16 protein-coding genes are annotated in these 23857 nt (G+C 47.1%); 9 read left to right on the top strand and 7 right to left on the bottom strand.

Going from position 1 to position 23857, the window contains the following annotated elements; all coding sequences use genetic code 11:
• Window positions 1–254: 254 nt before the first annotated feature.
• From Q4Q50_RS01020 to Q4Q50_RS01010, 3 genes are all read left to right on the top strand, one after another.
• Window positions 255–557, top strand: a complete 303-nt coding sequence (locus Q4Q50_RS01020; RefSeq protein ID WP_311897952.1) for a hypothetical protein — start codon at window positions 255–257, stop codon at window positions 555–557.
• A 290-nt stretch (window positions 558–847) separates the two neighbouring features.
• A complete protein-coding gene (locus tag Q4Q50_RS01015) occupies window positions 848–1705 on the top strand; it encodes a substrate-binding periplasmic protein (protein ID WP_311897951.1) in 858 nt (285 codons plus the stop codon).
• Window positions 1706–2115: 410 nt separating this feature from the next.
• Window positions 2116–5400, top strand: a complete 3285-nt coding sequence (locus tag Q4Q50_RS01010) for a S41 family peptidase (protein ID WP_311897949.1) — start codon at window positions 2116–2118, stop codon at window positions 5398–5400.
• Between the two features lie 106 nt (window positions 5401–5506).
• Here Q4Q50_RS01010 and Q4Q50_RS01005 read toward each other — a convergent pair whose 3' ends face one another.
• The 5 genes from Q4Q50_RS01005 to Q4Q50_RS00985 form a co-directional block, all read right to left on the bottom strand.
• Window positions 5507–5935: a flagellar biosynthesis anti-sigma factor FlgM gene (locus Q4Q50_RS01005; RefSeq protein WP_311897948.1), complete on the bottom strand. Its 429-nt coding sequence runs from the start codon at window positions 5933–5935 to the stop codon at window positions 5507–5509.
• Window positions 5936–6162: 227 nt separating this feature from the next.
• Window positions 6163–6600, bottom strand: a complete 438-nt coding sequence (locus tag Q4Q50_RS01000) for an OsmC family protein (RefSeq protein WP_012588247.1) — start codon at window positions 6598–6600, stop codon at window positions 6163–6165.
• A gap of 108 nt (window positions 6601–6708) precedes the next feature.
• Window positions 6709–7059: a DUF3325 domain-containing protein gene (locus Q4Q50_RS00995; protein WP_006080813.1), complete on the bottom strand. Its 351-nt coding sequence runs from the start codon at window positions 7057–7059 to the stop codon at window positions 6709–6711.
• A complete protein-coding gene (locus tag Q4Q50_RS00990) occupies window positions 7056–8753 on the bottom strand; it encodes a PepSY-associated TM helix domain-containing protein (RefSeq protein WP_311897946.1) in 1698 nt (565 codons plus the stop codon). The genes Q4Q50_RS00995 and Q4Q50_RS00990 overlap by 4 nt, the downstream gene beginning before the upstream one ends.
• 1 nt (window position 8754) lies before the next feature.
• Window positions 8755–9138: a DUF3649 domain-containing protein gene (locus Q4Q50_RS00985; RefSeq protein WP_006085094.1), complete on the bottom strand. Its 384-nt coding sequence runs from the start codon at window positions 9136–9138 to the stop codon at window positions 8755–8757.
• A gap of 479 nt (window positions 9139–9617) precedes the next feature.
• Here Q4Q50_RS00985 and Q4Q50_RS00980 point away from each other — a divergent pair, with 479 nt between their 5' ends.
• The 4 genes from Q4Q50_RS00980 to hpf all read left to right on the top strand — a co-directional run bounded on the left by Q4Q50_RS00980 (window position 9618) and on the right by hpf (window position 19538).
• Window positions 9618–12584, top strand: a complete 2967-nt coding sequence (locus Q4Q50_RS00980; protein WP_311897945.1) for a TonB-dependent receptor — start codon at window positions 9618–9620, stop codon at window positions 12582–12584.
• 105 nt (window positions 12585–12689) lie between these two features.
• Window positions 12690–17012: an alpha-1,6-glucosidase domain-containing protein gene (locus tag Q4Q50_RS00975; protein WP_311897944.1), complete on the top strand. Its 4323-nt coding sequence runs from the start codon at window positions 12690–12692 to the stop codon at window positions 17010–17012.
• Window positions 17013–17364: 352 nt separating this feature from the next.
• Window positions 17365–18933, top strand: coding sequence for a methyl-accepting chemotaxis protein (locus tag Q4Q50_RS00970; RefSeq protein ID WP_311897943.1), 1569 nt, complete (start codon window positions 17365–17367; stop codon window positions 18931–18933).
• Between the two features lie 248 nt (window positions 18934–19181).
• Window positions 19182–19538, top strand: a complete 357-nt coding sequence (hpf, locus tag Q4Q50_RS00965; RefSeq protein ID WP_006080817.1) for a ribosome hibernation-promoting factor, HPF/YfiA family — start codon at window positions 19182–19184, stop codon at window positions 19536–19538.
• Window positions 19539–19631: 93 nt separating this feature from the next.
• Here hpf and Q4Q50_RS00960 read toward each other — a convergent pair whose 3' ends face one another.
• Both Q4Q50_RS00960 and Q4Q50_RS00955 read right to left on the bottom strand, forming a co-directional pair.
• Window positions 19632–20282, bottom strand: coding sequence for a response regulator transcription factor (locus Q4Q50_RS00960; RefSeq protein ID WP_311897942.1), 651 nt, complete (start codon window positions 20280–20282; stop codon window positions 19632–19634).
• A 29-nt stretch (window positions 20283–20311) separates the two neighbouring features.
• The gene (locus Q4Q50_RS00955; RefSeq protein WP_311897941.1) at window positions 20312–21475 is read right to left on the bottom strand and encodes a sensor histidine kinase; all 1164 of its coding nucleotides are present in this window, start codon (window positions 21473–21475) and stop codon (window positions 20312–20314) included.
• Window positions 21476–21658: 183 nt separating this feature from the next.
• Between Q4Q50_RS00955 and Q4Q50_RS00950 the strand changes: the two genes are divergently transcribed.
• Window positions 21659–22168, top strand: coding sequence for a DUF2141 domain-containing protein (locus Q4Q50_RS00950; protein ID WP_311897940.1), 510 nt, complete (start codon window positions 21659–21661; stop codon window positions 22166–22168).
• A 14-nt stretch (window positions 22169–22182) separates the two neighbouring features.
• Window positions 22183–23853 carry a carotenoid oxygenase family protein gene (locus Q4Q50_RS00945; RefSeq protein WP_311897939.1) on the top strand — a complete coding sequence of 557 codons (1671 nt, stop codon included), beginning with the start codon at window positions 22183–22185 and terminating at the stop codon, window positions 23851–23853.
• The last annotated feature ends 4 nt before the right edge of the window (window positions 23854–23857 follow it).

Below are 23857 nucleotides of genomic sequence, written 5' to 3'. Positions count from 1 at the left end.
TAAATACATTGCCAATAAGTACACATTTTTACAAATGCATTTTTTATAAGTGCACTCTTTACAGGTGTAAGCAAGATAACGATAAATTGATGAAACTGTGTTGCAGGCAAGCATAAAAAAACTTTTGTTTAACTACATGATATTAAATTAATATTTGTAACTTATTGTATTGCATTCGGTTATGTAAGTGTGATCTGGTTCACAATTTTATCGGTTTTAATTGTTTATGTTCACCCGCGTGTTTAATCAGTGGGTTGAGTGATTTGTCTAGATTTTTTTTATTAAGTGTCTGTGTTTGCGTTTTAGCCTCAGGGTGCGCAGCCGAGCAACGGGAGTTATATCGGCGCATAAATGTGGCCTACGATTTTGAAGTGACCCACTGCGACAGTTTTGCCATCGTCACTGGAGTGAGCCGGCGCGAGAATAATCTAGATGAAGCCAAAGATTCTGCCATAGCTCAGGGAGAGCAATTGGGCGGCACGCACATCGTTTGGTTACAGACTGATATGGGCGATCCCACTAAGGTTGTTGCTGTTATTTATAAGTGTCAGATTTAGCGAGCTTAAATTTTAACTTTAACTTGAGCTTATTTATTCAGTCTGAGTTTTTAGGCTAAGTGAATTAAATCGATGACATTGAACGCCCTAGCCACAGTCCTTATTTGTTGCTATTCTCCACGCCCTATTTAGGTTAATTACTATGATCTGACTGGTGTTTATGGCGCGCTGTCTAAGTGCCAACTACGCTTATTTAGGTATTAAAACACTGTGGAAGCCTGACGTTGAACTGTTTTGCTTCATCTTCATCAGGAGAGGATCGCCAACTTAAGGGGCAAGTAACTTAGCCTATGTCACTGTTTAAATACGTTCCTGTCTTATTTTTGCTTTCTTTAGCCTTGCCTGCTCAAAGTACATTGCAGGTTAATAGCCCTTTACCTTGTCAAAAAACCATTAAAGTCGGTTATAACGACTGGCCTCCCTATGCTTGGCAAGATCCCCAAGGAGAAGCACAAGGTTTAGATGTGGATCTGATGCGGGCATTTGCCGTGTATCTTGGTTGCAAAATCAATTTTATTAATGTGCCAGCTAAGCGATCGCACCAGATGTTGAAAGCTGGGCAATTAGATGTGCTGATGGGGGCGACAATGACGGATGAACGTCAGGCTTATGCGCATTTTTCCAGTTATTATCGAGACGAAGAGCTGCGCTTATTCGTGCTCGATGAGCAAAAAGATCAGATTAATGTCGATAAGTGGGAGGACATTTTTACCAAAAAGTTACGCCTGCTTGTGCCTTCAAGCGGTTGGTATGGCGCCGATTATCAAGAGTCTCAATATCGATTAGAGCAGGAGCATTTATTGGTGTTAAGCCCTGACTCAGATAAGTCGGTACAAATGCTCACCTATGGTCGCGGGGATATGATCGTCGGCGATACTATGGCCATGCCTTATATTGCTAGTCAGCATCAACATATTAAGCTAGTGCCGCTCAAGTTAGTGTTAGATCAAAACCATATCCATTTAATGCTAAGCAAAGCGAGTATGACTCCAAGCCAGTTAGAGCAGTTTAATCATGCGATTAAGGCCTTGATGGATAACGGTGAAATTGCACGCGTGATCAATAAATGGCAACAAATGTCACTGGCGAAACAATCCAATATGAGCCGCCTAAACAGTCCACTAAAGACGCTGTACGTCAGCCCGTAATCAGGCCTTAACGTTAGCCCTTAACATTAGTTCTTAATATTAGTCCTAAACACTAGCCCTTCACACTAGCCCTTCACGTTAGCTAATCCTGTCTTACTCCTGATGATTTTTATCGTTATGCAACAGGGTAACGCTATGATCTTTGGTGTTTTCCGCTAAAGAGTATTGTTTTTTACTCAGTTGTTTTCCCGCGATTTAAGATGTGACACATTTGCTAAAACTTCTTCGACTCGAAGTTACTGAACTCTCTATTAAATTCTGCTAGCTTGGTGGGCTAAATTGTCATGCTTTGGGCTTGATTGCGGTATTTTGCAAAAGTCCATGGTAAGAATATCTTCGCTAAATCTGCTAGCAAAATCTCGTAGTCAAAGAGTCCATTGCTAAAAATAACAATAGGATAGAGGTCACACATGAAACTTCGCCATTCTGTCGCCTGCTGCATGCTTGCCCTAGGCACGTTCACTGCGGCCCAAGCCATCGCTGCCGATGCGGTGAGCAATCAAGGATATTACCGCGCGCCAGCCCTGCACGATCAAACCTTAGTCTTTACCGCTGAAGGGGATTTATGGACTCAGACCTTAGGTCAAAAAGCGGCGACTCGCTTAACGAGTTTACCTGCAGAAGAGCTAGGTGCGACCATTTCCGCCGATGGCAAGTGGGTTGCTTATGTGGCCAATTATGAAGGCGCGAGCGAAGTGTATGTGATCCCGGTTGCCGGCGGTGTGGCCAAGCGGGTGAGTTTTGAGAATAGCCGTGTGCGGGTTCAAGGTTGGACCCCAAAAGGCGAGATTTTATATTCCACCGACAGTGGTTTTGGCCCCGCGAATAATTGGATGCTACGCAGTGTCGATCCTAAAACCCTCACGACCACAGATTTACCCTTAGCTGATGCGGTTGAAGGTGTGATTGATGACCGCAACGAATATGTGTACTTCACACGCTTTGGCCTGCAAGTCACTGGCGATAATGCCAAAGTGTACCGTGGCGGCGCAAAGGGCGAATTATGGCGCTTTAAACTTGGCAGCAAAACTGAAGCCCAGTTGCTCAGCGGCCAGCACGACGGCTCAGTGCGTCAACCTATGCTATGGCAAGACAGACTCTATTTTATCAGCGACAGTGATGGTAACGACAACCTCTGGTCGATGGCGGTCGATGGTTCAGACGCAAAACAGTTGACCCAATTTAAAGACTGGCAAGTCCGCGGCGCGCAGATGGATCAAGGCAAAGTGGTCTTCCAGCAGGGCGCTGATATCCATGTATTTGATATCGCGGCCGCGAAAGACGCATTACTCAATATCGAACTCACGTCCGATTTTGCCCAGCGCCGTGAGCACTGGGTGAAAGATCCTATGGATTACGCATCCTCTACCGATTTGGCACTTGCTGGCGATAAAGTGGTGATCACCGCCCGCAGCCATGTGGCAATCGCGGGTGTTGATGGCTCGCGCTTAGTGCAAGTTGCGCTGCCAGGGACTTATCGCGTGAGAGAAGCGATATTGAGTCAAGATGGCAAGTCTGTTTATGCGATTAGCGACATGACAGGTCAGCAAGAAATTTGGCAATTCCCCGCCGATGGCAGCAGTGGCGCTAAGCAGCTGACGAAAGATGGCCATACCTTAAGAATGAGCCTGAGTCTGTCCAGTGACGGTCGATTTATCGCCCACGACGATAACGATGGCAATGTTTGGCTGCTCGACTTAAAGAAAAATATCAATCAAAAAATCATCACTAATGGTGAGGGACTTGGGCCTTATGCCGATATTCGCTGGTCCGGAGACAGCCGTTTTATCGCATTAACTAAGTCAGAAATTGGTAAACAAAGACCGCAAATTGTCCTTTACTCTGTGGATGAAAATAAGGCCGAGACGCTCACCAGCGATAAGTACGAATCCTATTCGCCAACCTTTAGCAGTGACGGCCAGTGGTTATATTTCCTGTCAAATCGCCAATTCAGCGCCACGCCAAGTTCACCTTGGGGCGATAGAAACATGGGCCCAGTGTTTGATAAACGCAGCCAAATTTTTGCCATCGCCTTAGTTAATAATGCCAAATTCCCCTTTAGTAAACCCAATGAACTCAGCGTTAACCAAGCTGACAAAACGGATGCTAAGGATAAACCGAATCCGGTGAAAATCGATTGGTCTGGTATTTCGCAGCGTCTATGGCAAGTGCCTGTTGATTCAGGTAATTACAGTGAACTGCGCGCCGTAGATGGCAGGCTTTATCTGCTCGACCAAGCGATGGGTGATGATGCTGAACCGAGTCTGATGACCATCAAGTTTGATCCATTAAGCCCTAAAGCTGAGGTTTTTGCCGAGGATATTGGCCATTATGCGGTTTCTGCCGATGGCAAAAAGCTGATGCTGCGTAAGTTCAGCAATGACAAGGCGCTAATGATTGTCGACGGTGGCGATAAGCTAGGCGATACCGACAATGCCAAAGTGCAAACGGATCAATGGCAATTAGCGATTTCTCCCCAGCTTGAATGGCAACAAATGTTTGAAGATGCTTGGTTGATGCACAGAGAATCTTTCTTCGATAAGAAGATGCGGGGCCTCGATTGGCAAGCGACCAAAGCTAAGTATCAACCTTTGCTTGACCGCCTGACTGACCGTAACGAACTGAACGATATCTTCATGCAAATGATGGGCGAATTAGATTCATTACACTCACAGGTGCGCGGCGGTGATTTCCCCAAAGATCCCGATGCGGCTAAAGCAGCTAGCCTAGGTGCGCGCCTACAGCAAACTGTAGATGGCGTTAAAATTGCGCATATTTACAGTAACGATCCTGAGTTGCCAGCTAACGCTTCACCGTTAAATCGTATCGAAGTCGATGCCAAAGAAGGCGATGTGCTGCTGGCCATCAATGGCACGCCAGTGGCGAACGTGGCTGATGTCACGCGTTTATTGCGCAATCAACAGGACAAGCAAGTATTGCTGCAACTTAAGCGTGGCAGCCAAACCCATAAAACCATCGTCATGCCCGTCAGCGCTATGGTGGACAGCCAATTACGTTATTTAGATTGGGTGAGCCATAACGCGGCAGTGGTCGAGGATGCGAGTAAGGGCAAGATTGGTTATTTGCACTTATATGCCATGGGCGGCGGAGATATTGAAAATTTCGCCCGTGAGTTTTATACCAATTACGATAAAGACGGTTTGATTATCGACGTTCGCCGTAACCGCGGCGGCAATATCGACAGTTGGATTATTGAGAAGTTATTGCGCCGCGCTTGGGCGTTTTGGCAACCGACTCACGGCACGCCAAACACCAATATGCAGCAAACCTTCCGTGGCCATTTAGTCGTGTTAACCGATGAGTTGACTTATTCCGACGGTGAAACCTTCTCAGCGGGAATTAAAGCGCTGGGTATTGCACCGCTAATTGGTAAACAAACGGCAGGGGCTGGCGTGTGGTTATCTGGGCGAAATTCGCTGACCGATAAAGGTATGGCGCGAGTGGCCGAGTATCCACAGTATGCAATGGATGGTCGCTGGGTGCTGGAAGGGCATGGTGTAACGCCGGATATCGAAGTCGATAACTTACCTTTTGCCACCTTTAACGGTAAAGATGCCCAGCTTGAGACTGCGATAAGTTATTTGAAGGATGAGTTGGTTAAGCAGCCTGTTCCAGCCTTAAAAGCGCAACCTCTGCCGGCAAAAGGCATGGCACAGGATATTAAAGCTAAGTAATTGATATTTAAATTCAGTATTTAACTAAAATTTAAGGTATCTCAGTTAGCATAGTCGCGTACAAAGTTAGGGTGTTGTCTCTTAGTTCCCGAGACAACACCCATTTTTATGCCCATTCATTAATATTCTTACTCGTTTCTGCGTAAATCTGCATAGTGTTCACTTGCTGTTGTTGGGCAATGTGATTAACTGTCATCGCTCTTGCGTCTTCGTTATGGCTTAGGTAATAGGCCGTTGGCGCCGAAATCCCTTGGCTTGTTCCTGTTGCTATATTGGTCATATCGGCGATCACTTGGTATTTCATCTTCGCGTGTTTCAATTCGACTAAGGTTTCTATGTTATCCCTCAGTGCTGGCATTTCAGCTGGTTTTTTCGCATTCGCCGCCAATTGTTTTGCATCGCGAGAAAGCGTTACTGTATCCGTTGAGACTGGTGTGCTGGTTTGAGTGGCATTGTTAACCTGTGCAAATTCAGCGTTGGAGACATTTTTTTGTGGGCTGACAGACGGGGAATGTCGCAGTGGTTGAATGTGCATCGTTTAACTCCAACAGTTGGCACTAAGTTAGCCATCGTACGGTTTAAAAGCTGGACATGAGCTGAACCATGGAAAAGGTTTCGGGGATGCGGATGGTAAGACTCTGTGTGGGGGCGGCGACGGTGATTCGGTGATGACAATGAGTCAGACTGGTAATAATCTGCGGTGCGGCAATAAAAAAGCCCGCTTAGGAAACCATTAGCGGGCCGTAGATATCAGCAAAAATCTTAGAACTTGATGTGAATATCTGTCGCTAAACTATTGGCGATAAAGCAATTTACATGTGCTTTTTCGTGAATTTTCTCAAGGGTTTCTTGGCTGACTTCAATCCCTTCGGCAAACATGACCTTAGGATTCAGCACCATCTTAGTGACGGCCAACTTGCCCGTTTCGTTTTTACCCAGCTCTGCAGTGGCATTGTCCACATAGGACGTCACCGGTAAGCGCTTAAGATGTGCAATCGCGAGAAAGGTCAACATATGACATGAGGATAACGCCGCCAGCAGGCTTTCCTCTGGGTTCACATTCTGCCCATTGCCTTTATATTCCGGTGCCGACGAGGCTTGAATCGTCTGGCCGCTGCCAAAGGTAATACTGTGGTCTCGACAAAATTCGCCTTCTTCGGCGGGCGAGGTTTGCCAGTTAACCGTTAAGTTAAAGCCCATTATTTTCTCCTATCTGAAGGACATCAGGGCACTATAGCCTAGCGGTGCGCACTTAGCCATGACCTGTGGCTCAGTGCGGCAGGAAGTTATAGCTTAGTGCAACAGAAGTTATAGCCCGGCGCTCAGTAATAGGCTGCTTGTGAGTACGCTGCCAGCCACGATACCAATCGGTAAATGGCGTGGACTGTAGCTTAACGTCAGTATGACCAGCATGGCCGCGAGGGAAATAATCCCCATAAACAAAATGCTACCGTAGGCCCAGCCTTGATCGCTCGCGCAGGCACTTAAGCTAAATGCCAGTAATAACCAAGCAAACAAGGTTAGCAAATGGCTTTGCCATTGTGCTGGTGGACGGTTAAACACATCCTTAAAATGCCCAAACTTAGCTAAGGCGAACAGGGCAAGTGAGAGATAACTTAAGCCTAAGATCCCAAGTACAGGGATAAATTCTGGCATCATGATTTGGCTTCCTCCAATGAAGACGGCGAGGTAAGTTCGTTGGCTAGGGATGTTTGTGACTCGTTGCGGCGCGCCTTATTCGCCTTGGTATTCTTCGCATTGAATGCGGGTCTTGTTGGGCGCTTGGCAGGGGCTTTAGCAATTAAAGTTAGTCTTTTGCTGGCAATTAGCATAGCGCCGCCAAGTAGAATGGCGAGCACGTCAAATCCGACTAAAGGCCATTGATGGGATTGGATATTATCGATGAGATTACTCGGCGAAGTGAAGGCATTGAGCACAGGCAGTGCACAGCACAAACTGCCTGTGAGTATCAATGCCGTTTGCCAATGACGACGTGAACGGCCAAAGAAAGCCCACACTCCCATTGCCGCTAACGCGATAAAGAAGCTGTGAACTTCCCATTCAGAGCGGCCTGCAAAACTTGTCGATAGCAGACGGTTTGCGTAAAAGAAGCTCACCGCGCCTAAAGGTAATCCTAAGATAAACATGAAGTTTAACCCTTCGACGAGACGTAATCCTAAGCTTGGTTTCTCGCCTTTATCTATGGTTTTCTGTTGTTTTTGACGTAGGCGAATGGCCCACATCAAGGTGCCTGTAGCAACCATAGCGCAACCCAATAGGCCGCAGAAAAAGAACAATATGCGTAATAGCGGGGCGGCAAAACGCGCCGTGTGTAGCGACATCATAGTGTCGTAGGTAGCGGATGCTCCCGAGGCTTCATGCGGGCTGGCATACTTAAGCTCACCATTTACCCCGTTAAATATCAAGATGTTGGCCTCATCGGTCACGTCTTTACCTGTATTTTGGTAAAAGGTCACTTGGCTATTTTGATCGTTAGGGTATGACACTATCACTTGCTTAATTGGCGCATCGCCCCAAGCGGCTTGCACCTGCGGCAGTAATTGACTCAGTTGCACCTGTGGCGCGCTAATCCCCGTGGCTTTCTCGGTTTGTCTGGCGGGGTTCAGCTCTTTTAAAAAGGCTTGGTTGTCACCCGAATAGGCGGTATCCACCGTCCAGGGAATATAGATCAACATCAGGGTGATAAGCCCGGTATAAGTGATCATCAGATGGTAGGGCAGGGCGATGACAGAGCTCACATTGTGCGCATCCAACCAAGATCGGGCGCCCTTGTCGCGTCTAAAACTGAACATATCCTTGAAGATCCGCTTGTGGATCACTATGCCGCTGATAAGGGCAATTAGCATAAACATAGTGCAAACACCGACGATATATCGGGCTGTAATTGCGGACATATAATGCAAGTCAAAATGCAGACGATAGAAGAAATCGCCGCCACGACTTGCGCGCACTTCTGAGATCATGCCGCTGCCATCGGCGAGGGCGACATGTTCTTCAGTCTTGCCGCGACGTTGACCTTTTTCTGGTGGCAATTGCCAACTCACACTTTGAAAGGGCTTACGTTCGGTCGGAAAACCTATCATCCAACGCTGCGCCGATTCGGGCGAATGCGCTGCGATATAATCTTGGCCTTTATCCAGCTGATTTGCGAGCGTATCGGCTTGATAGTCTTGATAAACCCCTTGGTGTAATTCGGGTTCGTTCCACAGGCTGATTTCATGGCGGAAATAGCTCAAGCTACCCGCAAAAAAGATCAACAATAACACCCAACACACGAGCAAACCTGCCCAAGTATGTAGCCAAGATAAGGTTCTAAAAAATGTCTCTTTCATCTTACTGTCCACACACCTGAAGCAAACCAAAACATAACAAACTCACTAGGCCTAAATCTCGCCATGCATGCCAGGTTTTACGTACACAAAAGGCGTAAATAATGGCGATGGCATAAAACAGAAAAGCCAACATATTGGCCGTTATTGTGCTTTCGAAGCGGGGCATAGGTAGCACGACTGTGAGCAGACAAGCCAAGGTGGCCGCCGCAATATAACCCGCCAGTAGGGCGGCGCTCGCGCGGGCAAAGACTTTGAAGGCAAACTGCGATTGCTCTTGCTTAAACCATCGCGCAATTTGCACAATCCCCCGTGAAATCAGTGAGAAAGAGCGCGTTTGCACTGCAGATGATTGCGTTGACGTTTCAAACGCGGGTGTATTAGACATAAGTGCCACTTCTCATTTCGAGCCAATATGGGTCCGTTATGGCTATCCGTTACGGTTAATTCTGCAACGTGCGCTTAAGCTTTCTGGTTTAACGGCAGAAGACTCGGCTTAACGGTGAATGCATTTCTATTAACAGGGGATAGCTAACCGCGAGAAGTATAACTTAGTTAATTCAAATGATAAACGATATCATTTAGATTCGAATATAAATATGTGATCTTGGACTAACGGAGGTGCAGATTGTTACTAGGTTGTGTTTTTGTATTTTTTTAGCTTTGAATATAAATCTTTTAAATCAAAGGCTAAAAATTTATGGTTAATATATTGTGAATGATAGGTTATGAATACGTATGCATCCCATTGAGGCGAAAAACGCTACACCGTTAGTATGACACTTTGATTGCCCTATGTTTCTTGGATTGATGTGGTGAATAGAACATCGGGTTAAAACAAGTCGTTATGACATAGGGGAATGCCAAATGCGTCATTGTAAACTCAGCGTCTTGACCATGGCTCTCGCTACAGCAGGCTTTAGTGTGGTGTATACACCGCAGTTAGCCTTTGCAGCAGAGACTACGCCAACTCAACAGGAGGCCAAACAAGCTCAAGACGACAATATAAAAAACGATACCAACACGAATACCAAGAGTGTCGAAACCAACAAAAAAGCCAGCGATGAAGCGGCAAATATCGAACGTATTGAGGTTAAAGGTTACAGCAAAAGTCTGATTGATTCCCTCGATGCTAAGCGTTACGGCGACACAGTTTCAGAGCAATTATCGGCAGATGATCTTGGCGCCTTACCCGATGTATCAATGGCGGATGCGCTGACCCGCTTACCCGGTATTTCAGCGGTACGTACCGGTGGACAAGCGGCGGAAATTAACATTCGCGGTATGTCTGGCGGTTTTGTTTTTTCAACCTTAAATGGCCGTGAACAGGTATCGACGAGTGGTACTCGCAGTATCGAGTTCGATCAATACCCGTCTGAACTGATTTCATCCGCCGCTGTGTACAAATCCCCTAAAGCCTCACTCATTGAAGGGGGCGTTGCAGGCACAGTTGAACTGCAAACAGTCAGCCCACTGCAATCCGATAAAGACCATAGTTTTCTGGTCAATGCCCGTGGTATGTACAACGACAGAGCTAGTGAAGTGTATGGTGCTGACGAGTATGGCCACAGATTGAGTATGTCTTATCAGGGTAAGTTCTTCGACGATAACTTAGGCGTGGCGTTAGGTTATGCCCGTCTAAAACAACCCAGTGTTGCGACCCAATTTATCGGTTTGGCTTATAACGACAGCAAAGAAGTTGATGGACTGGCTAATGATACCAACGGTCCTATTGATGCCCCTGCGAATGAGTACATCAGCGAGGGTTTTGAGCTACAGCACCTTGGTGGCGTTGAAATTCGCAACGGTTATATGGGCGCGATTGAGTGGGCACCTAGGGATAATTTTAAGCTCAAGGCCGATGCATTTTTATCGCGTTTCGATAGCGAATCGTTTGCCCGAGGATTCAGGGTTAAGTTTGGTGGCTCAGGCGCTGCGATTGCCAATCCTGTACTCGATGGCAATTCTGTTATTGGCGGAACCTTTAATCGCACCTCAAAAAGCTATACCCGAGTTGAGACTGTAAACGACGATAACCAAGATTTTGATGAGGTGAATAGCTTTGGCTTAAATGCTGACTGGCAAGTGACAGACAGACTGAATATCGCCGCCGATATTTCCTACTCCTCAGCCAAAAGCAACTTCAGGAATGGCCTGCTATGGGCGAACGTTGCTGTCGATGCTAATGCCGACACCCCAGTTTTCGATGATAATGTCTCGATTAGTTATCAACTTAACGGGCTTAATTTGCCCGATGTGGGCTTTAATCAAGCCGATGCTTTCACCGATCTGGATCGGGTGATGGTGAGTAAGTACGGTATCTATCCCTATGAGAATGAAGATGCAGTAAAGGCTTATCGCCTTGATTTTAAATACGACCTTGAGAATGATTACATTAGCTCAGTGGAGTTTGGTGTACGTTACTCGGACCGCAATTACTCCAATCGCCGCTCGGTATTTGAATATGGCAATGATGGCGCTTTCTCTAGCGCTGAGCCACCACTCAAGCTGACGTCTGATATGGCCTCGGTCGTCGATTGGCAGGGTGAGTTCAGTTATTTTCCCTCTTATCTCGCCATTGATCTCGACGCTGCGCTAGCGGCTTGGTTTCCTGAGGGTATCCCACAGCCAGTCCAAACTTGGGGAAATGCCGATGGTGTTCTCGATGCTAAGGGCTATACCACTAACTATTCTTGGACTGTATTGCAAAGTGGTGAGGTGTTCGAAAAGGTGTTTGCGGCTTATGCCATGGTTAATTTCGATACCGAGATTGGCGGTATTCCAGTCACGGGGAATCTTGGTTTACGCCGTGTTGAAACAGACCAATCTGCAACTGTCTTAGAGAATGTCGGTGCACATCCAGAGCTTGGCGCTCAGTATATTGTCGATGATTTAGGCATAGTGAATAACTACTACGCACCTAAAATCAAAGGGATAGATTATGTTGATTATCTACCGTCCATTAACCTCAGTTTTAAGATCACTGAAGATTCTCAAATCCGTTTAGCGGCCGCTAAAGTGATGTCGCGTCCGCCCATTAACCGCTTGGCGGGAGATGCGAGCGCCACGGCTAATAGCGATGGGGTCATCAATGGTTCCAGTACTAATAACCCCTATTTAAAGCCTTTCTATGCGGATCAATATGATATTTCCTACGAGAAATACTTTGATGAAGGCGCCTTTGTCGCGGCGCTATTCTACAAAAATATCGATTCTTTTATTGATACTGTGGCTATCACCAATTTCGATTTTAAGGGGAATGGCTTCAACGTGCCGGATTACATCGTCGATCCTGTTACTGGAGTGCAAACCTCAACAAGTAATGGCACTTACACTACTGCAATGAACAATGCCGAGGGCGGATACATTCGCGGTTTAGAGCTGGCTTACACCCAAGTGTTTGCCTCCTTGCCCGATTTGTTTTCTGGTTTAGGTTTTAACGCCAGTTATTCCTATACCGAGAGTGAGGTGCAGTCCATTACCAGCCTAGGCGGTGATAGTGCGACTCAATCTTTACCAGGTTTATCGAATAATGTGCTCAGTGCCACCTTGTTTTATGGCTATGAGGGCTTTGAAACCCGTATCAGCGCTCGTTACCGTGATGCTTTTGTCTCTGAACAGGTGGCGATTAACGATCAAGTGGTGAACTTCGATTCCGAAACCGTGATGGACTATCAAGCCTCCTATCAAGTAATGGACGGTTTAAACGTACTGTTCCAAGTGAATAACCTCACAGATGAACCGACTAAGAGTTACTTCGGTACCGAGCAGAAAACCGGCACCTTGCAATACTTTGGCCGCGAATTTTTCTTGGGGTTCACCTATGCCCTGTAATCCATTAAGTCAGTTGGTGTGCTTAAACGCACCGAGCCTAAATCCATTACATGTTGCGCCATTTTGCTTCACGGCGTCTTATTCGCAAATTGGGAGAAACCACTCATGTTGAGTATCTCTAATCTTATTAAACTGTCGGCCTTAGCCCTGAGTATGAGCTTACTCTCGGCCTGTGGCGGTAGCGATTCATCTGAACCAGGTAAAGTGCTATTAACCTGCGATGTGCCTATGGTGCCCGATGCCACGGGCACAAACTGCGTTGCACCAACGCCTATCAGTTGTAAGGCGCCTAAATTCCCTGATCCTAAAAACGAGAGTTGTATAAACGGCTTAGATCCCTCATTACCCGCGCCAAGCGTATTCCCGCAAGCCAATCAAGCAGTGCTTTACTACAATCGCATTAAAGATAAAAACAATACTGCGAGTAACGCTGAATATCCTAAGTACAAATTACATACTTGGAACGATGAAAAGTGTGATGCCTATGCCGCTCCTTTTGATACCAGCGACTGGAGCAACGGCCATTCCTTCGATGGTATTGACCCTAATTATGGCGCCTATTGGATCCTTAATCTGAAGGAAGGTTATGGTGCCTGCGGCAACTTTATTGTGCATGCCGGTACGGATGATGCGGGTAAAGCCTTAGGTAAAAACAACTTAACCATGTCCCTGGTGCAGGACGATGCGACCTATGTACGCGTCAATTTCACCATCCACGGCGAGTCGGATGTGTATGAGTATCCGATCCTTGAGACAGGTTTCTCTATTTCAGGTATGAGTGCCCACTGGTTAGATCGCAATACCTTTGTGTGGAACCAAGATCCGCAGGGGGTGACAAGTGTGAAATTGCATTATTCAGCTAAGGCCGATATCGCCGCCGATGATAATAATGTGATCAGTGGCACCCAAGTGACCTTAACGCCAGCGACCTTAAGTGATGCACAAAAAGCGTTATCGCCAGTGCTGGCAGATTGGCCTGCTTATACTGCTAATTTTACTGCGGATGAAGCCAAAGACATTGCAAAAGATCAATTAGTATTAGTCGCTTACGATGCCGATAACAAACCTGTTGGCGCAACTTATGTGCAAGCGGCCAAGGTGCTTGATGATCTTTACACCCAGGGTGACCAAGATGCCGATGAAGCTGCGCTCGGTGTGGTTTACGATGGGGCGAACATTATTGCTTCAGTGTGGGCACCAACTGCCCAAGATGTAAAATTGAAAGTCTACGATGCCAATAAAACACTGAAAAGCACTGAGAACATGACCTTAGATAGTCTCACTGGTATCTGGTCCTATCGCGGTGATGCTAGCCTTAATCGTCTCTATTATCGTTATGCGCTCAGTGTGTACCATCCAACGACCAAAAAACTGGAGTCGTTAGAAAGCACTGACCCTTATTCTTTAAATGTGTCGAGTAACGGCCGTTTTAGCCAGTTTATTAATTTGGACGATGCGGATCTTAAACCAGATGGCTGGGATAACCAAACCGTTGCCGCTATTGCGCACCCAGAAGATGCGGTGATCTACGAGGGGCATATTCGAGACTTTAGTATTCGAGATCAGAGTACAAGTGCCGCCCATCGTGGTAAATATTTGGCCTTTACCGAGCAAGGCTCTGCGCCAGTCGAACATCTTAAAAAGCTGGTTGATAATGGCTTAACTCATTTCCATGTGTTGCCCGCCACCGATATGGCAACAGTCAATGAAAATGCCAGTGAACGCATCGAAATGACCGACACATTGGCCAAGTTATGCAGCAAAATCAATGATGCGGCCGATGCTTGTAAAACCCAAAACAAGTCAGCAACGATAGAGAGTATTCTGGCGAATAGCTTACCCGGCTCAAGTGATGCGCAGGCATTAGTGGATGCTATGCGTGGTTTAGATGGCTTTAACTGGGGTTACGATCCGCAGCATTTTTTTGCACCTGAAGGCAGTTATGCCACAGTGGCTGATGGTACGGCGCGAGTGCTTGAACTGCGGGAAATGAACCAAGCCTTGCATAATATTGGCCTCAGAGTCGTATTGGATGTTGTGTATAACCACACGAGCGCTTCTGGCGTGAATGCTAACGCTGTGCTTGATAAGGTCGTTCCTGGTTATTACCACAGATATGACCCTGTATCTGGCGCGATGGAACAGTCAACCTGTTGTGAAAATACCGCCACTGAACATCGAATGATGGGCAAACTCGTCACTGATTCTTTAGTTTTGCTTGCCAAAGAATATGGCTATGACGGCTTCCGTTTTGATGTGATGGGGCACATGCCTAAGCAAGGTATTCTCGATGCGAGAACCGCTGTTCAGGCCGTCGATCCAGACACTTACTTCTACGGTGAAGGATGGAACTTTGGTGAAGTTGCCGATAATCGTTTATTCGAACAGGCAACCCAAGCCAATATGGCAGGCTCCGAAGTGGGCACCTTTAATGACAGAATACGCGAGGCGGTGCGTGGTGGCGCATTGTTTGCGACTGAGTCAAAGGATGACTACCTGCGGGATCAAGATACCTTACGCTTATCATTGGCGGGTAACTTACAAAACTATGTACTAAAAGACTTTAATGGCAATTCGGCTAAGGGCAGTAGCTTTAGCTGGAACTCACAACCGAGTGCTTACGCTCTCGATCCTGCCGACAGTATTAACTATGTTTCTAAGCACGATAACGAAACCCTGTGGGATATCCTGCAATATAAACATGCCATTGGTTTGAGTATTGAAAATCGTGTGCGAGTCCAAAACATGGCCGCCAGTATTCCACTCTTGAGCCAAGGGGTGCCGTTCCTGCAAATGGGCGGTGATTTATTGCGCTCAAAATCGATGGACAGAAACAGCTATGACTCGGGGGACTGGTTTAACTATGTCGACTTTACCTATAACACCAATAACTGGAATGTAGGTTTACCACTCGCGCAGGATAACAGCAGCAAATGGACACAGATTGCGGGTATTTCTGCTAACCCAAATGCGGCGGCTTCCATGTCGGATATCGAATTGGCCTCGGGGGTATTTAACGAGTTTTTACGTATACGCCATCAGAGCCCATTATTCCGCCTGACCGATGAGCAGACCATTATTGATCGTGTGGGATTCCATAACGTCGGTAAGCGTCAGCAACAGGGTGTCATCGTCATGAGTCTGGACGACGGCGTTGGTCTTAGCGATCTCGACCCGGCAGTCGATGCCATCGTCGTGATGATCAACGGCAGCGCAACGGAGCTGTCTCACACAGTGCCGACTGCTGCAGGCTTTAGCTTACACGAAGTACAAGCAAACTCGGTTGATGCCAAAATCCGCGGTGCAAGTTTTAGTGAAGGTGTGGATGAAGGCACATTTACGGTTCCTGCCTACAGCACGGCTGTATTTGTAAAAAAACAAAGCGGTGCGCAGGGCGTGGGTCTCTCGGCAAATGCCACCGTTGGTGCGCCCGAAGTTGTGCCCTATGGCAGTACCGATGTATTTGTCCGTGGCGGCATGAATGGTTGGGGTGAGGTCGATAAATTCGCCTACGTCGGCGCTAGCGAATACCGTATTGCCATCAAACTGAATGCCGGTGACTATGATTTCAAAATTGCCTCGGCAGACTGGAATACCGTTGATTTTGGTGCCATAAGTGCTGATGTCGCGCAAGTTGATGAAGGCGTGGCCGAAGCGCTAGCAGCGAAGGGCGGAAATCTGCATTTTTCCGCGGGGATAACGGCAACCTATGTGTTCTCCCTTGATGCATCGGATAAGGACCATCCCGTATTAAGCGTTTATAACGAAGAGCCATTTGTAGGAACGCCAGTGTATCTGCGTGGTGATATGAATGGTTGGGGGACTGATAACGAAGTCAAGTATATGGGCGGTGGGATATATCGCGTTGATCTCGCCATCACGGCTGGTACTAAGGGCTTTAAACTCGCGTCCAGTGATTGGTCTACCGTAGATTATGGTACCGGTGAGGCCGATGGTGTCGTCGTGCTCAATCAAGAGAAATTGCTGGCGGTCAAAGGCGGCAATATGAGCATCACCTTCGACAGCGATGATACTTACAGCTTTGTGTTTGATGCGTCAAATCGTAATGAACCTAAACTCAGCGTGTATAAAACGGCGATGTTTGGTGCGAACACGGTTTACATTCGTGGCGGCATGAATGGCTGGGGCACAGTGGACACGTTAGCCTATCAAGGCGCTTCGGTTTACAGTGTCGATATCGCGTTAATCGCAGGTGATAACGAGTTCAAAATTGCTTCATCAGATTGGTCTAGTGTCGATTTTGGTGCTGTGGTGGGGGATGAGGCTGTGACGCTTGATGGGTTAAAAGTCTTGGCTTCAAAGGGGGCAAATATGCATTTTAATGCGCCAGTGGATGCAACTTATCGCTTTACTGTGACAGGTCCCGATCCTAAATCGCCAACCTTAACTGTGACTCAAGTTAATTAGGCTAACGCAGCGAGCCGCGGTTAACTCACCATGGATTCGCTGTGAATTTAAAACCACCTTAAGTGCGAACTTAAGGTGGTTTTTTTATTCCCCTGAGCGGGAGGGTTACAAATATTTAACCGATACGGAGGCAAGGCTTAAAACTGTGAGCGAAACAAGATATGGATTTTCTGACTTGCTGGCTTTGTCACAATTGTTTGTTTTTATTTGCTTAGGTGTGTCTAGTGGTTACTGCTTGTTTAGCGTTAGGTTAATTTTTATGCTGCCAATGTGAGCTTTATCAATTTTGATGTACTGAGGTTTTGGCAGAATGCTCGTTATCTTTTTTACCGAGACCTAGCCTGATAACCCTATGCATAAAAATTCTAAGAATGGTGAAACACACCTGTCAGATAATGCGATTCTACTATCCACGACGGATTTGAAGGGAAACATTAAATATGTGAATCAGACTTTTTCGCAGATCAGCGAGTTTAGCGCCGCTGAGTTGCAAGGGAACCCCCATAACATAGTGCGTCATCAAGATATGCCAGCGGCAGCGTTTAAGATCCTTTGGGAGCGAATTAAGCAGGGTAAACCTTGGATGGGTATCGTTAAAAATCGCACTAAAAATGGCGGTTATTACTGGGTAAATGCCTATGTCGCCCCTGTGTATGAAGACGGTAAAATTCACGAATATCAATCTGTTCGCCGCCAAGCCACTCCAGAGCAGATCAAAGCCGCCGAGAGTATTTACAGCGATATTAATCAGGGTAAGCAACCTAAGGTATTGCGCAAAGACAGGTTAGGTTTCAGTGGCAAGATACTGCTGGCGATGCTGATGTCGATTATGACTACGGCAATGATTGCCAGTTATTCTCCCATTGTTGCCGCGATTGCGGGGATGACGGTAGCGTGCCTAGCATGGTATTACCTGATGCAGCCGCTGCAAAAGCTCGTGTCGATGGCGACCAACATTATTGATGATCCTGTGGCGACGGGTGTGTACACCGGCCGCCAGGATGAGATTGGAAAATTGGATCTCGCCCTGCGCTTTTTGATCACCGAAATCGGTGGCGTTGTCGGCCGTATGGCGGATTCAGCCAGTGAAATTCAATCTCAGAGTGTGAGCCTTAAACAAACCATTACCAACACTTGGGAACATGCCGATAGTCAGAGCGAACAAACGACGCAGGCTGCGACGGCGATGGAGCAGATGAGCGCCAGTTTTGCCGAAGTGACGGGCAACATTCATCGTACTGCCTCTGAAATGGTGTCGAGCCATGAGGCGGCGCAACGAGGGCATTCACGTTTAGAAACAGTGATAGAGGCGATACATCAGTTGAGTGTGCAAGTGAGCCACTTTTCCGATGTGGTTCAAACGATTGAAGAAGATAGCCGTGCAATTCACCAAGTGCTTGAGGTGATACGTGCCATTGCCGATCAAACTAATCTGTTAGCTTTAAATGCGGCAATTGAAGCGGCGCGGGCAGGGGACAGTGGCCGCGGTTTTGCCGTGGTGGCCGATGAAGTCAGACAATTATCGAGTCGTACTAGCCAATCCACCTCGCAAATCGAATTAATTGTTAGCCGCTTTAGGGAAAGTACTCAAAGGGCGACTTCGACTATGATGGCGGGACAAGAGCAGGTTAAACGTTCGGTCGGCTTAGCGCAGGAAGCCAGTGTTGCTTTTGGCGAGTTGCTTTCATCTATATCAAGGATTAACTCCTTAAGTGATGATAATGCCGCCGCTATGACCCAGCAGACCTCAGTGGCCGCTGAAATCAGTCGTGCTATTCATGTGATCAGCGATTTGGCTCAGCAGAGTTTAGAGCAGACGCTCGATGCGGCGGCGCGGGGCGACCAAGTGTCGCGTCTATCGACTAAGACGCATCATCTGTCACAACAGTTTTGGCAGCAGAGTGTGCAACGTAAATATTAAGTGTATTTACTTTAGGTCGCATTGAATTTTGTGATTGATTTACTATCAACGCCTGTTTATAAATCAATCACTTAATCGCATTTTTCTGGCGGTTTTATTTTCAACTTCTTGATGGCGGTCACATTTAGGAGATGCTAATACCTGAGTTGATCGAAATATTTGCCAATTCCCCTTGTGTTTTATCCTGCATGCCCCAAGCTCTATTAGTGAAGCAAAAATAAAAGTAATGACATTAAAAGGGACAACCTATGAAAATAAATATTTCTGGTCACCACGTCGATGTTACTGATTCTATTAGAGAAGATGTTAACGAGAAATTTGCTAAGATCGCCACTCATTTTCCCTCTCTGATCGCACTGGATATCATTATTGCGAAAGAGCATGGCGAGTATCAGGTTGAAATTCGAACCAATTATGAAGGCAGCCGCATTTCCGCTTCGGGTACCGATGAGGTGATGTACCCAGCTATCAAGGCCGCATCGAAAAAATTAGATGCAGCACTTAAGCACCGTAAAGGTCAATTAAAAGCAGATTTACATGAAACCCCGAGCTGCACAACGCCAGCCATTGCCCATGAAATTATCCAAGAGATGGAGCTTCGTTAGGTTTTAATCATTACTCACCGCCTTAGGTGAGCACAAAAAGGGCCTTAACTGGCCCTTTTTGTTGGCTATGATTTTTTCCAGAATGCTAATGGGTTAAATCAACGCCAGTTGTAAGCCCTTGAGTACAGCTTGGGTGCGGTCTCGGCAATCGAGTTTAGTGAGTAAGTTAGAGACATGATTCTTTACTGTGCCCTCCGCTAAAAATACCGCATTGGCGATTTCTTTGTTGGAGAAGCCGCCCGCCATAAAACTGAGAATTTCCCGCTCCCGTTCCGACAATAATTCATTTCTAGTTACCCCAACGCTAGGTGCAGGTTTAGGCTCACTCATCTGTTTGAGTACCGAAGGCTCAATCAAGTAGCCGCCTTTGGCGACGGTTTCGATGGCGTGCAGTAACTTATCGAGTGACACGTCCTTGAGTAAAAAGCCGTTGGCTCCCGCCTGCAAACTATTGAGGAATAACTCACTGTCGTCGAAGGTGGTTAACATGATGACAGGTAAGCGATTGGCACTTTGACGTATCTGTTTGAGCATGGCGATGCCATCAAGATTTGGCATGCGAATATCACTGAGCAGCACATCGACAGGATTATTGGCGAGTTGGCTGAGTGCATTTTGGCCGTCTTCGGCCTGCCACACCACGCGAATGTTGTCGGAAATGGCGAGCAGGCTAGCGATGCCTTGGCGAACCAATTGTTGATCTTCTACTAAGCCGACACTGATGATGTTGTTTTGCGTATCCATAGCGATTCCAAAGAGTTTTCAATAAAAAGTTAAGCGAGTGCTGGGAGGGTGAGGGTGAGTTGGCAGCCGGGCGCCGAGTCATTCGCCCTTAGCTGCACCTTGCCATTAAAGGGCTGTAGTCTTTCCTGCATGCCGCTAAGCCCTGTGCCATAAAGTCCTGTACCGCTTTTAGCTGATGCGTTTCGCGTGGCTACCCGTGTTAGCCCCACGCCGTTGTCGCTCAGTTGCAATACCAGTGCGCAGTGGGAGTCTTCCATGCTCAGTTGCAGTTGATTCGCCTTGCCGTGGCGCACGGCGTTGCTGATGCCTTCTTGCAGGACTAACAGCAGGGCTTGAGTCAGTTCGGCTGATTGCAGTGGTTTCATCGTCTTGCAGGTAAGAGTGACGCTGGGTAAGCGGGTCATCAGCGCCTCTAAAGGTGGGACTAAATCCAATCCCACTTGCACTCTTTGCGCCCTGACGACGGCGCGAATACTTTCAAGTAGCTCTTTGGCTAAGGATTTACTTTGGTTAACTTGAGGTTTGAGTTCTTCGGGCGCTTTATGGCTCAGTACTTCTAATTGCAGAGAGAGTGCTGTGAGCTGGTGGCCGAGAATGTCGTGCAAATCACGGGAAATCCGCAATCTTTCTTGCTGTTCGCTGGCTTGGCTAAGTAGGGCGCGAGTGGCGATAAGCTGTTGGTTTAGCTGTTCTTGTATCAAACGTGATTTACGCTCGGAAAGCCTTGCTTGGCTGCTGCTGTAGGCAAAGAATTGAAAGCCAAGATAGATCAAAATATTGAATACATTGCTTTGTTCATGCACATGCCATTGCAGCAGCGCGTAATAAACAAGGTTGGCTAACAGTAACTGCGAAATGGCTTGGCGGCGATTAAAGAACTCAGGCAATAGTGACGCCCAAATAACGAAGAGGATCGGCAGCAATGCATGGTTTGCCGTGAGTAATAAGCTCAACACAATCAACGGCATTGCTATTGTGGCAAGGCGGCGAAACAGAATATTGTTATGCGCAACTTTATCGGTAGCTATCAGTATAAATTGCACTAAATACAGCCCATAAAGCGCGGCATTGAGCATGCCTTGCCATGTAAGTAATGCGGCTTGATTTATCCCAACCCAAGCCACTAATGCCCAAGTGAGCACTCCTGCGGCAATTAACATGCTCTCTTCTTTTGCTAATCGATTTTCTAGCACGAATGACGATTCCTTAATCCAATTCTGCCGACCATTCTAAGGTATCAGCGTCAGATGTCACTATGCCAAAAGTCATCTTGTTAAATTCTTGTTTCATGACTTTTGGCACCTGTTTTTAGTCCTGTGATTTTTTAAGCTAACTCCATCGCAGTTACTTATCAGCGCAAATAACAGGAGTAAGACATGAAACACGTGAACTTAACGATGACAACAACTCAGATTCGCCGAGCCAATATGACCAAAAGGACGTTATCAGCGATTTGGGGCGCAGGCTTAGCTTGCTTGCTCTTGTCGGCAGGAAGTGTATCGGCAGGCACCATGTCCACAGGCAGCCAGACACATACCCTGACTGTGGATATCGATAATATTCAAGTACAAACCGGCGCCTTAATGGTTGAGCTTTATGCCAATGCCGAGGATTACGCCGCAGGCCACAATCCTAGCGCTTCTATGATAAAGCCCGTCACTAAGACAGAGCATAGGCTGGTATTTAGCGATCTCGCCGATGGTCAATATGCGGTCAAGGTCTTTCATGATGAAAACGGCAACCACAGCTTAGATACCAATATGTTAGGAGTGCCGAGTGAAGGCTATGGTTTTAGCAATAACGCCGGCAGTTTTGGACCTGCGAGCTTTAAAGACTCCAGCTTTAGTTTGCAGGCCGATGCGCAAATCACGATACATATTCGCTAAGGGAGGGCTGCACCATGGATAGACGTCAATTTCTAGCAGGCTCAGCCGCCCTAATGACGACCGCTGTTTGGGCGAGTTCAGTGGATAAATTACTGGCGCTGGATAACGCACAAGCGGTCGCCCGTGAGCCATGGGCCATAGGTTTTAACGGGGCGGAAGGCGACTATCAGCCACTCACTATGCAGGTTTCGGGCGAGTGGCCAGCGCAATTGAGCGGCAATCTATATCGTAATGGGCCAGCGAAAATGTCTCGGGCAGGTAAGTCATATCAACATTGGTTCGATGGCGATGGCATGGTGCAGCAGTTTAGTGTGGCTAATGGGCAAATTCAGCATCAGGCTAAGTTTATCCAAACAAAGAAGTTTAAAGTGGAAGAAGCCGCTGGCGCATTTAAGTACACCACCGCAGGCACAGTGATCCCCAATGCTTTACCCATTCGAAATAACGATGACTTGAATGTGGCCAATACCAGTTTATTGCCGCGCCACGGCGAGTTGCTCGCGTTATGGGAAGCGGGTTCACCCTATCGACTCGATGCGCAGACCTTAACCACGCTCGGCGTTAAAAGCTTTGGCGACAAGTTTAAGGGTTTACCCTTTTCCGCCCATCCACTCGATGATGGACAAGGTGGATTGTGGAATTTTGGCGTCTGGTATGTCGGCGGCGAGAAGCTATTATTTGTGTATCAAGTGGCAGCCGATGACAGCATTGCCAGAATGGAAGTGATTGAATTACCACAGGCGAGTTATTTACATGCCTTTGCGCAGAGTGATAATAAGCTAGTGTTTTATATTTCATCTTGCGTGTATGAAGAGGGCGAAACTTATATCGATGCTTTTAAATGGCGACCCGAATTGCCATCGCAATTACTGGTTATCGACAAAGCTGACTTTAAAGCGCGCCAGTTACACCCGCTGCCTGCTGGATTTGTGTTTCACTTTGGTCAAGCCATTGAGAAGAATGACGAACTGTCAGTGCAACTTTGCCTCTATCCCAATTCGGCGATTTTAACTCAAGGGATGAAAGGGTTACTGACGGGCGCCCGAAAAACAAAAACACCCCATGCCGAGTTAGTGACGATCACAGTACCGCTCACAGCACCACTTACAGCAGCTAGCAAAACGCAGTTTGCGGGGACGTTATCTCGCTCTGCACGTATTAACCGCAGCGGCGTGATAATGGAGTTTCCCCAGTTTGCGCAGCACACTATGAGTAACAAAGAGTCTGCACAGCAAACGAGCAATGCTGAAAATCTTACAGAGAAAATGGGTGAGGCATCAGAGTTTGTCCCGTTATTTGGCGTCGGAGCAAGATCAGATTCTGCTGCTAATTCTGGTTCTAATTCTACCTTTAAATATGAAGCCGAATCTGAGTCAGGACTGAGTAATACTCTGTATTGTATTCATAATGCAAAAGACAGCAGCAAGCACGGTGCTAATACACTTGGAGACGCGAGTTATAGTGCGTTTTATCTTGGCAAAGGCAAGATTGCCGAAGAGCCGCTCTATATCCCCGCCACTGAGCAGCATGAAGCCTATTTGTTGATGACTTGGCTCGATTACCACAATGCACAATCTGGCTTGTCTTTGTTTCGTGCCAGTGACATCAGTGCGGGACCCATTGCTTCGGCTCATATGAACAGGGTATTGCCGTTAGGATTTCACGGTTGTTTCATTAACGCTTAATATG

This window comes from Shewanella scandinavica (assembly GCF_031932065.1).
Lineage (GTDB): Bacteria > Pseudomonadota > Gammaproteobacteria > Enterobacterales > Shewanellaceae > Shewanella > Shewanella baltica.
The sequence above is the reverse complement of the archived record's forward strand: the minus strand, read 5'-3'. Positions and strand labels throughout refer to the sequence as shown.

Coding starts and splice junctions, on each gene's coding strand:
- Q4Q50_RS00945 (WP_311897939.1), top strand. CDS start 22,183: ATGGATAGACGTCAATTTCTAGCAGGCTCAGCCGCCCTAATGACGACC.
- hpf (WP_006080817.1), top strand. CDS start 19,182: ATGAAAATAAATATTTCTGGTCACCACGTCGATGTTACTGATTCTATT.
- Q4Q50_RS00985 (WP_006085094.1), bottom strand. CDS start 9,138: ATGTCTAATACACCCGCGTTTGAAACGTCAACGCAATCATCTGCAGTG.
- Q4Q50_RS00990 (WP_311897946.1), bottom strand. CDS start 8,753: ATGAAAGAGACATTTTTTAGAACCTTATCTTGGCTACATACTTGGGCA.
- Q4Q50_RS01010 (WP_311897949.1), top strand. CDS start 2,116: ATGAAACTTCGCCATTCTGTCGCCTGCTGCATGCTTGCCCTAGGCACG.
- Q4Q50_RS00995 (WP_006080813.1), bottom strand. CDS start 7,059: ATGATGCCAGAATTTATCCCTGTACTTGGGATCTTAGGCTTAAGTTAT.
- Q4Q50_RS01005 (WP_311897948.1), bottom strand. CDS start 5,935: ATGCACATTCAACCACTGCGACATTCCCCGTCTGTCAGCCCACAAAAA.
- Q4Q50_RS00970 (WP_311897943.1), top strand. CDS start 17,365: ATGCATAAAAATTCTAAGAATGGTGAAACACACCTGTCAGATAATGCG.
- Q4Q50_RS01015 (WP_311897951.1), top strand. CDS start 848: ATGTCACTGTTTAAATACGTTCCTGTCTTATTTTTGCTTTCTTTAGCC.
- Q4Q50_RS00980 (WP_311897945.1), top strand. CDS start 9,618: ATGCGTCATTGTAAACTCAGCGTCTTGACCATGGCTCTCGCTACAGCA.
- Q4Q50_RS00975 (WP_311897944.1), top strand. CDS start 12,690: ATGTTGAGTATCTCTAATCTTATTAAACTGTCGGCCTTAGCCCTGAGT.
- Q4Q50_RS00950 (WP_311897940.1), top strand. CDS start 21,659: ATGAAACACGTGAACTTAACGATGACAACAACTCAGATTCGCCGAGCC.
- Q4Q50_RS01000 (WP_012588247.1), bottom strand. CDS start 6,600: ATGGGCTTTAACTTAACGGTTAACTGGCAAACCTCGCCCGCCGAAGAA.
- Q4Q50_RS00960 (WP_311897942.1), bottom strand. CDS start 20,282: ATGGATACGCAAAACAACATCATCAGTGTCGGCTTAGTAGAAGATCAA.